Genomic DNA, 11,568 nt, shown 5'->3' with positions numbered 1-11,568 from the left:
AATTAGGTCGCAATGGATTTCGATCATGTGCATTTTTATTTGAGGAGTCGGGCGCAGTCGTACCATTTTGCTCAACAACTCGGACTTCAGGTTTGTGGAACTTGGGCCAGGCCTGGGCAAGAAACCCTACTCTGGGGACGGGATGCGTTCTCAATCCTCATAACCTACCCCTGCAACTCCCCCAGGGAGGCTGAACCCCTCCTCATGAGCCACTTCCAGAATCATCCAGATGGGGTTGTGGATGTTGCCTTTCGGGTCACAGATGTCGGGGCGCAATTAAAAACTATCCCTGAGTCTGCCATTCTCAGCCCTCTAAAAACCAAAATAACGGCATCCGGTGGCTGGGCCTGGGGGGTGGTTCGGGGCTGGGGCGACCTACGCCATAGTTTAATTCAACGCTGGGGGGATGCGGCCGGTCATCCTGAATACCCTGGACTGTTACCAGAAGCCCAACACGTACCGACTGCGCCCCAATTATTAGGGGTTGATCATGCGGTTTTAAATGTCAGTGCCAGTGAGTTTGCGCAGGCCGTGGCCTGGTATCAAGAGGTCTTGGGCTTTGTGCCGGAACAACGGTTTGCGATTCAAACCCCCCATTCTGGCTTAATTAGTCGAGTGATGGTACATCCCTTGGGTGCGGCACAGTTGCCCATTAATGCCCCGACCTCGGATAACTCCCAGATTCAACGCTTTCTAGATGACTATGGTGGGAGTGGTATCCAGCACATTGCTTTGCGAACAGGCGATATTCTTAGCCTTGTAGAAGATCTGCATCAGCGGGGCCTGGAGTTTTTGCCTATTCCCGATACCTACTATCACCAGGCCAGCCAGAATCATCCCCAATGCTTTGCCAAACTGGACTTAGACCAACTCCGCCAGGCCCAGGTCTTAATTGAGCCACAAGATGAGACGGCCGAGCAGCTTTTACTGCAAATTTTTAGTCAGCCTGTTTTTGATCGGCCAACCTTCTTTTGGGAATTAATCGAACGCCGTCACCAGGCCTGGGGTTTTGGAGCCGGAAATTTTCAAGCCCTGTTTGAAGCCATTGAGCAACAGCAACGTTCAGAGTAAATACAACAGCATACCCTGACCTTGGGCGGCCGCATCTTGATAGTAACTGGCCACATTTTCATAACTCTCCCCCAGGCCTGGCCGATCCGCTTCTTCCCAATTCCCCGGATAAATATCTGCATCATTCAAACCGGCCGGATCAAATTTCCCCATCAATTCATCTGGAGATAACACCCTCAAAGCCTCGGCCACACCCCTGACTTGCTCGGGCAATAACAGACGGGCCGCCCCATAGCCTAAGTCTTCCCCCACTTCCTGACCGCCTAAGATCACCTGCCCTAAAACCCCTGGACTCTCCCAGGCCTGGCCTGTTAACAGATAATGCAAACCATGCCAGTCTTTATCAATGTCTAAGGCCACCGCCGCGGCTTCTGACAATTCCTTGATTTCAGGAGTTTCAGTTGCCTCCTCAATGAGTCCCTCAAGCAGGCCTGGTTCCGCTTGGATCGCCCCAACTAACTGGGGTGGAATTTGTTGCAGGTAGGCAATCATGGACATAATCCGTTTCTCCCAAAGAACTGGTGCAGTGATCCTAAGGTCATAGTCTGTAAGCCTCATTCCTTTGTAGCAGAACGCAGGGGGGAACAACTCGACTGATCTAGGGGCTAGAGAGGGGAGAGGGACTGGCTAAACTGGCATCGGGGACTCCACTGGGGTCTGAAGCGGCATAGATTTTCTCTTCAATGGCTCCAAACTCTCCCATGGCCTGGGCGGGATTGTTGTTAAAGGAAACCACGACGGCTCCGGCATTTCCAGTGCGGAGAACAATTTTTTCTTTGGCTGTCCAGGTTTTAGTGTCACCACTGATTAATATCCCCTCATAGACAACTTCTCCATCCACGAGAACTTCTAACCAGGCATCTTGGGTAATGTTCACGCCAACTTTGATAGGTTCAGCTTGGGGACTTGGGGTAGGCGTAGGCGAGGCGACAACTGGGCTAGGACTCGCGGGTGAATTTTGGGGACTGGCAGGGGCTAAAGTGGGGCTGGGGCGATTAGCAACAGTTGGGGGTGGGGCTGTGGGACTGGCCTGGGGTTGCACTCCATTGGGTCGGCTGGCCGGCTTCAAAAAGTAGGAGAGAGCGGCAATTGCACCAACGACTAAGACTACATACAAGAGATAGAGGTGAATCGGCCGAAATTGAAAGCTGGGCAACGCAAGTTTTTTATGTGCCTGGGGCTGCTCGACCATCGGACTCAAGGTATGGGCCGGAAATTGTTGGGCAATGGCTTGTCCGTCCAGGCCCAGGGTTTCGGCAAAGCGGCGAATAAAGCCTTGGGTATAGACGGGTTCAGGTAAGTATTCGGATTGTCCCGCTTCAATGGCCTCTAGGATTGACTGGCGGATCATGGTTTTAGCGGCCACTGCTTCCAGACTCAGGGATTTTTCCTGCCTGACTTGCTGGAGATACCTCCCAATTTCTGCTAGTTTTTCCGCTTGTTCCGGCGCAAAGGTCATAGTTCCCATAAACTCCCTACTCAAATCCCATTCGGCCTGCAACTATAGCGTTACACGGACTCGTCTGAACCAGTCGAAATCTGAGAGATAGTGTCTATATCCCTACGGGTGGCTGGGCCCACAACTACTATCTAAACTTGCTCTGAGCCGATCTGCCATTTAAAGCGTGAGACCTTGATTCACAATCCCTATTGAACAACTGGATGCCCTCCCTCAGGATTATATCGGTTCTGCAAAGCAGTGACTTCGGCAGGGGTAAGAATACGAACTGCACCTAAGGGGAGATGGGTAGCTGCTTGGGAATTTCCCAATTCAATCGGGCCAATGGCGGCGCGATGGAGTGAGATGACAGGATGCCCCAGTTGTTTGGCGACCCGGCGAATTTGACGGTTTCTACCTTCGCAAATCACGATTTCAAGCAGGGCTTCGGCCTGGGGCTGGTTTTTAGTCAGACACAGTTTGACCTGGGCCGGTAAAGTCATCTGCCCGGCTAAGTTGACCCCTGTTTGCCATTGGGTCAGAGTTTCTGGGGTGGGATGGCCCCGTACCCAGGCCTGGTAAGTTTTCGGGAAATGCTGGCTGGGGTGCGTTAACTTAAAGGTCAAATCCCCATCATTGGTCAAAATAAAAGCTCCAGTGGTGGAAAAATCTAACCGCCCGACCGGATGCAGCCCCGGCACGGATCGCCAAGGTTCTGGCAAAATATCCAACACCGTTGGCCGCCCTTGGGGATCTGCACAGGTAGAGACGACTCCGGCCGGTTTGTGTAAGAGGAGATAGACCAATTCCGGCGGGGTCTGGGGATTGAGACAACGCCCTTGATATTCAACCCGATCTTGCTCTGGATCCACCTGATCCCCCAGGGTTGCTATTTGTCCATTAATAGAGACCCGGCCCGCCCGGATTAAATCCTCTGCCCGCCGCCGTGACGCAATCCCCCACCGGGCGAGAAGTTTTTGCAATCGTTCAGCCATAGCTATTACAAAACAGTCTCAAGGTTAGGGTTTGGATAAGTGTAGGGGGGTTGGGGTGAGGGCCTGGGGTAGCCAAATCTCGACCGCCGCGCCTCCAGTCAGCGGATCGTTGCTGGCCGAAATCTGCCCTTGGTGGCAATCCACAATTTGCTGAGCAATGGCTAATCCCAGGCCACTGCCACTACTAATGGGTAAGATCAGCCCCGATGAATCTTGGCCCGTTGATGCACTGAGCGGCGGGGTGGAGCGAGATCGGGCCGGATCCGAACGAAAAAACCGATCAAAAATGTAGGGCAAATCTTGGGGGATAAAGCCCGGCCCATGATCAATAATTTCTAAGGTCAGACCGGCCAGTCGCTGCCCTGTGGGGGGGCTTAATTTCAAACGAGCCAGAATGGCCTGGGCCGGGGGACTGTATTTAATCCCATTGTCTAAAAGATTCATCAGTAACCGAAAGAGTTGCGCCTCATTGCCCCAATAAATCAGTTGACTGGGGCCAACGTAATCTAAGGTAATCTGACGCGGGCTGGCGAGGGGTTCTAAATTGCTCCAGGCCCGCCGTAATAGGGCGACCAAATCCAGGGATTGCCGTTCCAACTGCTCAACGGGGGCCAGGGACAGCCGGTTTAACTCCAATAGCTCCTGCACCAATAAACTCAGCCGCACGGTTTCTGCCAGTAGGCGATCCACCCAGGAGCGGAGGCTGGGATCCACTCGTTGTTGTAAGGTTTCTGCCACCAAGCGCAAGGAGGTTAAGGGGGTTTTCAGTTCATGGGCCACATCCGATGCCCAGCGATCTCGCTCATCCCGCAGAATCTTAACTTCCTGACGATTTTCTAAAAACACCCCCACATGGCCATGGGACAGGGGAATGCCGCGGCCGCGCAAGGGCAGGCGTTGGGTTTGCCCCGAGGGTTTGAGGACGCTGTGGAGCCATTCCCGCACGACAGGAACCTGGGTTGTTTGGACATCATCTACTAAGCAATCCAACTCATAGGAACGCACAACCTCAATCAAGAGCCGTCCGGGTTGTGGGGCCGTACCCAGCAAATTGGCCATAGACTGATTTGACCACTGACATAAACAATCTTGATCCACTTCAATGTAGGAAACTGGGGCCTGGTCAAGAATGTTTTGCCAGTAAAGGATTTTGGCTTCCAGGTGAGCGATTTGGGCTTGATAATTTTTCAGAATGGTGCGGAGGCGAACCGGGAGGGGGGAACGAACCGGAACAACATTAAATTCCTTCAGCACTCGCAGCCATTGTTGCCGTTGCCAAGCGGAGGCGATGCCATAGAACACCAGGCCTAGGCCTAGCCCCAAGAAAAATCCTAACTCGGCTGAAATGACCACCGTAGTTTGCCCCCAGGCCTGGATGTGACCGAACCCAACTCCTAACCAAACCGATAGCCAAAGCCCCGCACTGTAATGATGTAGGTGGGATGGGAGGCATCCGGTTCGATCTTTTCTCGCAACCATCGAATATGAACATCAACGGTCTTACTATCACCCACAAAATCTGGGCCCCAAATCCGATCTAAGAGTTGCTCGCGCGGCCACACTCGGCGCGGGTAGCTCATAAATAATTCGAGAATCCGGTATTCCTTGGGCGATAAGCTAATTTCTTTCGTCCCTAACATCACCCGGCATTCTTGGGGATAGAGAGTTAATTCTCCATATTTGAAGGACGGCCCATCCTCCTCATTGGTGGTTTGACTGGTGATGGCTCGCCGAATTAAGGCCCGACAGCGAGCAATCAACTCCCGCATCCCAAAGGGCTTGGTTAGATAATCATCGGCCCCCACCTCCAGGCCCACAACCCGATCAATTTCACTCCCCTTGGCACTGAGCATCAAGATAGGCACACTACAGCCTTCTCGGCGCAAAAACCGACAAATATCCAGGCCATTGACGAAGGGTAACATCAAGTCCAGGATGATCAAGTCAAAGCCCCGCACCCCCAGAACCGCTTCAGCAGCCAGGTTATTATCCAAAAGTTGGCTATTGATCCGATCCAAGGCCTGGCGACCATCGCTGGCTGTCACCACCGCATAACCCTCATCCTGTAAGGCCAAGGCAATGGTGTCCCGAATCAAGTCTTCATCTTCAACTAAAAAAATCGTAGCTGGGCGGCGTTTTCCTAAGTCTAGAGTATCGGTCGCATCAGTGAGCGTTAGCATAACAATCTGGCCCATCAGGCATTTAGGAAGGATTTTATCACTTTCCTTTCGGAGGTTCCCAGACCATGCTCTATTTCACCTGTCCACCCCTAACCCGCCTGAGTCAACTGCGGGGCGCGCTGGGATTTGGTTTGGGGGCCGCTGCTTGGGGACAATGGCAAACCGAGACGGCTCAACCCTTGCCAGAAAACTTGTACTACCTCCCGTTACCCGCTGCCGCCGATACCCTAATGGCTCAGTATTTCCAGGCCTGGGGGAAGCCGCAACAATTTTTGCAGATCACTCCCGGAAATTTATCCCTGGATCAGTTATTACTGTGGGGACTCGGTAGTTCCGACCAGACCTGGGCTAAGGCTGGTTTTCTCTCTCCAAGACCGTCACACCCCAATGCCCCAAGTTCATCACCCCTTCCCAACCTGAGTGAGATATTTCTGGGGGATTTACGCCAGGCCCTGCATGGACATCTAGCAATTTCACCCAGTCTGAATCACGGGTTAAGGGCCGGCCTGAATTCAATCCCAACCCAACCGGCCTGGGCTTCACTCTCGAGAGAGTTACGGGGCTTACTCTGGGGCAGTTTGTACGGGGCTAGGTATGGCTGGAGTTGTTTACCTCCCCTCTGGATTGTCAAAATGCCGCCGGAATTAGAGACACTGGCTAATCAGCTTTTGGCGGCCTGGGCTGGACAATTAGGGAATCTTGCCCCCAAGCAGTCCGGCTCGATTACAACTGCTGGTTATCTTTATCCGCGCTAAAAGTTCGAGCGGGAAAGCCTTGGCCTAAAATAGAAGATCGCCCTCGTCCGTTGTTTTGCTGTTTTACGCCCCCATTCCCCCTCATTGTTCGTTGATAACCTCCTATGAAACATACTCTTTCTGTTTTGGTTGAAGATGAAGCAGGTGTGTTAACCCGGATTGCGGGGTTGTTTGCCCGGCGGGGTTTTAACATTGAAAGTCTGGCGGTTGGCCCGGCCGAACAACTGGGAATCTCCCGAATCACGATGGTCGTGCCTGGGGACGATACCGTCATTGAGCAAATCACCAAGCAACTCTACAAGTTAATCAACGTCCTCAAGGTGCAAGACATTACCACCACCCCCTGTGTTGAGCGAGAATTAATGCTCCTGAAGCTGAACGCCACGCCGGCTAACCGCTCTGAAGTTTTGGAGTTGGTACAAATTTTCCGGGCCAAGGTGGTGGATGTGTCCGATGATTCCGTCACGATTGAGGTTGCAGGAGACCCCGGCAAGATGGTGGCGATTGTCCAGATGGTCAATAAGTTTGGCATCCGGGAAATTGCCCGCACCGGAAAAATTGCCCTCGTTCGGGAATCTGGAGTCAATACGGAATACCTCAAGTCTTTGGAAGCCCGTCTTTAAGGAACCTGACCCTGTGGCAGTTTTTGCAGGAAGCATGATTCTAGACCCATACTCTGCTTCAGCAGGCCCCGGCGAACTGACCTCAAACATATTGGTGAACGCCCTCCACTCATGTCCAACCAACTTCAGGCCTTGTCCTTCAAATAGCTAGATAAAATCCCTAGGGTTAGCTTAGAGTTTGAGAACTTGACAGGATTGGAGCAACGAATTAACTCAGTGGATTCCAATCACAACAGACATTTTACGGAAGAGTTATTTTTTGCCAATTAGTTACTAGACTTGAATCTTTGCACGATCAGCCCATATTTAGGAGCCAGTACCATGGTCAGGACAAATAAAAGGGTTTGAAAGACAACAATACATCCCCCGGTTGATGCATCTAGATGATAACTAATATAGGTTCCGGCCACACTGGATAAAACCCCCGATCCGGCTGCAATCCACACCATCTGATCAAAGCGATCCGAGAGGAGATAGCCAATGGCTCCAGGGGTGACTAACATGGCAACGACTAGGATAATCCCTACAGTTTGCAGAGCAGCGACAATCGTGAGAGAGAGTAGGATTAAAAATGTGTAGTAAAGAGCCGTAATATTCAGACCAATGGATTGAGCATGAATCGGATCAAAGCAAAAGAGAAGTAGGTCTTTTCGGAGACAGAGAATGACCATTAAGGTGATTGCACTCACAACAGCCGTTTGGATAATGTCAGCTTGAGATATCCCCAACACATTGCCAAAAAGAATATGTTGTAAATCAATATTACTGGGACTTTTAGAAACCAAGACCAGGCCAAGGGCAAAGAATCCCGTAAAGACTAAACCAATGACCGTATCTTCCTTGACGCGGGTATGAGCTTTAATAAAACCAATGGATAAAACAGCCATTAAACCAAAGATAAACGCACCAATGGCAAAGGGAATATTTAATAAATAGGCCACGACTACACCGGGCATGACGGCATGGGACACCGCATCTCCCATTAAGGCCCAACCCTTTAAGGTCATATAACAGGACAACACGGCACAGACCAGGCCAACTAAGGCACTGACCACCACCGCCTTAACCATAAACTCGTATTGCAGCGGGGCAATAAACCAATCCCAAATCAGAGTCATAGATTACCGGTCACTGAGGTAAACCTACTATTCATGCTGATGCGCCAATCCAACTCAACAGAAACGGCGTTATTTTTTAATTTGATGAGGCAAGACCCCCCCAAAGGTACGGGTTAAATTCTCTTCGGTAAAAACATCAGCCGTGTCACCATAGGCCAAAATCGTTTTATTCACCAAAACAACTTGATCACAAAAGGTGGCAATGGAGCTTAAGTCGTGGGTGGAAATCAAAATCGTATAGCCCTGTTGCCGCAACTCTAACAGCAAATCAATCATCGCTTTTTCAGTCCGAACATCCACCCCCGCAAAGGGTTCATCTAGAAGTAAAATCCCACTGTTCTGAGCTAAGGCCCTGGCTAAAAATGTCCGTTTCTTCTGTCCGCCCGAAAGTTCGCCAATTTGTCGCTCGCGAAATTCTCCCATCTGCACCCGCTCTAAACTGGCCGCGACCACCGCCCGATCCTGATCTGTGGGGATCCGCAACCAATTCAAATAGCCATGTCGCCCCATCATCACCACATCGGCAACATTGACCGGGAACTGCCAATCCACTTCTTCAGCCTGGGGAACATAGGCAATCTGATGGCGCTTTTGGGCCTGGCGCACGGGCAAGCCGTTAATTAAAACCCGACCGGACTGGGGCTTGATAAATCCCATAATGGCCTTGAATAAGGTAGATTTTCCACTGCCATTCATCCCGACTAAGCCACTAATGGAACCGGGAGCGAGTTTAACACTGGCCTGGTGGAGCGCAACTTTACCGTGATATTTAACCGTGACATTTTCAACATCAATGCTGGCGCGATTCATGGTTTAGCTCCTGGTGGTTGAGGGGAAACTTGAAAGCCTTTTTGAATGGTTTTCAGGTTGGTGGTCAGTAAGTCCAAATAGGTTGGGGCTGGCCCATTGCTGTCCGTGAGGGAATCTACATAAAAAACACCCCCAAATTTGCTGTTGGTTTCCTGGGCAACTTGGTGCTGGGCTTTGTCGTTGACCGTACTTTCACAAAACACAACGGGGATCTTGTTGGCTCGCACCGCATCCACGACTTGGCGAATTTGTTGGGGTGTACCGTCTTGATCGGAGTTAACTGGCCAGAGATAAAGCTCCTGTAACCCATAATCTCGCGTCAGGTAGGAAAATGCGCCTTCACAGGTGACTAAGGTGCGTTGATTGGGGGCCAGTTGGGCCAGGGCTACCCAGAGTTTTTTATCCAAAGCCTTGATTTTCTGACTGTAGGTGGCGGCGTTTTGGTTGTAGGTGGGGGCATGATTGGGGTCAAGATCCACGAGGGCCTGGCGAATGTTCTCGACATAGATCAAGGCATTTTGGGGCGACATCCAGGCATGGGGATTGGGTTGATTGGCATAGACACCTTCAGTCAGAGGAATGATTTCTACACCCTGACTAATCGTAATGTGGGGGACACCCTGGAGATTGCCGTAAAACTTTTGGGCCCAACGTTCCAGGCCCAGGCCATTGTCCAGAATTAAATCTGCCTGTTGAGCCCGAATCATGTCGCTCGGAGTAGGTTCATAGGTGTGAATCTGTGTCCCCGGTTTTGTGAGGGATTCAACAACCGCTTTATCTCCTGCAACGTTTTGGGCCATATCGGCTAAGACCGTAAAAGTGGTCAAAATAACTTTTTTGCTGTCAGCCAGACCGGGAGAAGCAGATGTCCCAGCGGTTGGTGATTGCTCCGGTAATAGGGCTTGACAACCGGCTAACAGGGGACTCCAAAGCAATGCCACCAGGCCCAGACCCAAAACCTGACCTAGCTTTGATCCGTACATTGGGGCAGTGGTCAGGAACGAACGTTGCATTTCATAATCTTTTCACTTTCCTTAGTGTACTGTAATCCGATGATTATGAAAGAACTATGAAACAAATCTGGCCTGGAATGGGTGAACCTGGACCTGATCATTGGCGGCCAGGCAATACTTGATGGAATAGAGGTTTGCATCTTTACCGCCCGGCTTGGAGTTCGGTTATAACCCTAGCGAGATCCTTTTTTGTCCCTTAAGGTCAAAGACAGAAGCCCAGGCCATTGTTGTGATGAATTGGTTCCTGTCCCCCCCTCTTGATCCAGATGCCAAGCCAGTTGTTAGGGTGGGTGAGGATTTGAGTTGGCAATGGTCAGCCGCGATCCAAGCTTTAGAAGAACTCTCGATCCTCTCTTGGCCGGTTGAAGCGGGATTTCTCTTGGCTGGGCCGGCCCCGATTTTTGCCCACCCCCAACTCACCCCCTGGATTTTTGCTCCCTTAGCCAACCACCAGGCCTGTTTACCGCCCACTTTCGCCACCACCTCCCCAGAACCCATTACCCTGATTCCCATTAGTCCAGCAGATCCCTTAGCGACCCACCCCTTTTGCCTCCTCCTCAGCCCGGCCTGGAACTTAGTTTTAAGCTTCGATGGAGAGTTGGGGCTAAAATTTTCTTTTGATCCGGCTGATATTCTCCAGGCCTGGCAACAGTTAGAACTCCGCCTCAAGATGACCGCGCCCCACTGCCTGTCTGTCATGGCGGATTGGTTACTAGCCCACCCACCCCAGCCCCCGGATTATCACTTGGTGACAGACTTCAGCCAGGCCCTCCTGCGGGAACTGATAGCGCCCCAACCCCGGACTTTTGGGGAATTAAATCTATCGAGTCCCGCTCCGGAGCTATCCCCAGGCCTGGAGACGGAAGAAGAGCAGTTTCTGGATATTGAATTGCTCCAGGCTCTCACCCATGAAGTCCGCACTCCCCTGACTACGATCCAAACCCTGATTCAACTCCTCCTCAAACGGGCCGACCTACCCGCCGATGTTCATCACCGTCTCCAGGCCATTGCCCAAGAATGTCACGACCAAGTGAATCGCTTTAGTTTGCTCTTTCATGCCGCAGAACTGATGGCCGATCCAGCCCCCTCCCCACTGACCGGGTTAAGTTCTGTCTCGGTGGAAGAAATTCTTCAGGATAATATTCCTCGCTGGCAAAAGCAAGCCCAACGCCGCCACCTCGCCTTAGACATGCAATATCCGGCCAAGCTCCCCGCCGTTACCAGTGATCCCAATCTCCTCGATCAAGTTCTGACGGGCCTGGTGGAGCATTTTAGCCAGACCTTGCCGCCCCGAAGTACCCTGGAAATGCGCTTTAGTTTGGCTGGTTCTCAACTCAAAGTCCAACTGAAATCCAGTGAAAAACATCGCAGTCAAACCCTGGCCGCAGTCGGAAAAATGCTGATGTGGCAACCGGAAACCGGACATTTAAGCCTGAACCTGTCGGTGACAAAAACCCTCTTTCACGCCCTTGGCGGCAAACTCACCGTCCGTCATGATCACCGTTGGGGCGACATTTTAACGTTATATTTACCGCTAAACCAAGAGCATCAGGCATACTAGGGAA

Annotated in this window: 12 protein-coding genes; 4 read left to right on the top strand and 8 right to left on the bottom strand. The window is 51.5% G+C overall.

Annotated features, from left to right (window positions below):
* Positions 1-12 precede the first annotated feature (12 nt).
* A complete protein-coding gene (hppD, locus tag SYN6312_RS15440; RefSeq protein ID WP_015125836.1) occupies positions 13-1,071 on the top strand; it encodes a 4-hydroxyphenylpyruvate dioxygenase in 1,059 nt (352 codons plus the stop codon).
* Here hppD and SYN6312_RS15435 read toward each other — a convergent pair.
* From SYN6312_RS15435 to SYN6312_RS15415, 5 genes are all read right to left on the bottom strand, one after another.
* Entirely contained in the window at positions 1,063-1,569 is a 507-nt protein-coding gene (locus tag SYN6312_RS15435) for a YfbM family protein (RefSeq protein WP_015125835.1), read from the bottom strand. The two genes, hppD and SYN6312_RS15435, sit on opposite strands and share 9 nt — an antisense overlap.
* A gap of 100 nt (positions 1,570-1,669) precedes the next feature.
* Entirely contained in the window at positions 1,670-2,539 is an 870-nt protein-coding gene (locus SYN6312_RS15430; protein ID WP_071880541.1) for a RodZ domain-containing protein, read from the bottom strand.
* Positions 2,540-2,718: 179 nt separating this feature from the next.
* A complete protein-coding gene (locus SYN6312_RS15425) occupies positions 2,719-3,504 on the bottom strand; it encodes a pseudouridine synthase (protein WP_015125833.1) in 786 nt (261 codons plus the stop codon).
* A 24-nt stretch (positions 3,505-3,528) separates the two neighbouring features.
* Complete coding sequence (locus SYN6312_RS15420; RefSeq protein WP_156804841.1) at positions 3,529-4,983, bottom strand: PAS domain-containing sensor histidine kinase; 1,455 nt, start codon at positions 4,981-4,983, stop codon at positions 3,529-3,531.
* Positions 4,899-5,684 carry a winged helix-turn-helix domain-containing protein gene (locus SYN6312_RS15415; RefSeq protein WP_041431678.1) on the bottom strand — a complete coding sequence of 262 codons (786 nt, stop codon included), beginning with the start codon at positions 5,682-5,684 and terminating at the stop codon, positions 4,899-4,901. The genes SYN6312_RS15420 and SYN6312_RS15415 overlap by 85 nt, the downstream gene beginning before the upstream one ends.
* A gap of 65 nt (positions 5,685-5,749) precedes the next feature.
* Here SYN6312_RS15415 and SYN6312_RS15410 point away from each other — a divergent pair, with 65 nt between their 5' ends.
* Both SYN6312_RS15410 and ilvN read left to right on the top strand, forming a co-directional pair.
* Positions 5,750-6,439, top strand: a complete 690-nt coding sequence (locus tag SYN6312_RS15410) for a hypothetical protein (RefSeq protein ID WP_015125830.1) — start codon at positions 5,750-5,752, stop codon at positions 6,437-6,439.
* 104 nt (positions 6,440-6,543) lie between these two features.
* The gene (gene ilvN, locus SYN6312_RS15405; RefSeq protein WP_015125829.1) at positions 6,544-7,062 is read left to right on the top strand and encodes an acetolactate synthase small subunit; all 519 of its coding nucleotides are present in this window, start codon (positions 6,544-6,546) and stop codon (positions 7,060-7,062) included.
* Positions 7,063-7,328: 266 nt separating this feature from the next.
* On the opposite strand, the gene SYN6312_RS15400 is transcribed toward ilvN, so the two are convergent.
* The 3 genes from SYN6312_RS15400 to SYN6312_RS15390 form a co-directional block, all read right to left on the bottom strand.
* A complete protein-coding gene (locus tag SYN6312_RS15400; RefSeq protein WP_015125828.1) occupies positions 7,329-8,180 on the bottom strand; it encodes a metal ABC transporter permease in 852 nt (283 codons plus the stop codon).
* Between the two features lie 69 nt (positions 8,181-8,249).
* Positions 8,250-8,990, bottom strand: a complete 741-nt coding sequence (locus SYN6312_RS15395; protein ID WP_015125827.1) for a metal ABC transporter ATP-binding protein — start codon at positions 8,988-8,990, stop codon at positions 8,250-8,252.
* The gene (locus SYN6312_RS15390; protein ID WP_305807442.1) at positions 8,987-10,003 is read right to left on the bottom strand and encodes a metal ABC transporter substrate-binding protein; all 1,017 of its coding nucleotides are present in this window, start codon (positions 10,001-10,003) and stop codon (positions 8,987-8,989) included. The genes SYN6312_RS15395 and SYN6312_RS15390 overlap by 4 nt, the downstream gene beginning before the upstream one ends.
* A 232-nt stretch (positions 10,004-10,235) precedes the next feature.
* Between SYN6312_RS15390 and SYN6312_RS15385 the strand changes: the two genes are divergently transcribed.
* Positions 10,236-11,564: a sensor histidine kinase KdpD gene (locus tag SYN6312_RS15385; RefSeq protein ID WP_015125825.1), complete on the top strand. Its 1,329-nt coding sequence runs from the start codon at positions 10,236-10,238 to the stop codon at positions 11,562-11,564.
* The last annotated feature ends 4 nt before the right edge of the window (positions 11,565-11,568 follow it).

The sequence above is a fragment of the Synechococcus sp. PCC 6312 genome (genome assembly GCF_000316685.1).
In the GTDB taxonomy this organism is placed as follows: domain Bacteria; phylum Cyanobacteriota; class Cyanobacteriia; order Thermosynechococcales; family Thermosynechococcaceae; genus Pseudocalidococcus.
This window is presented reverse-complemented; position numbering and strand designations above follow the sequence as displayed.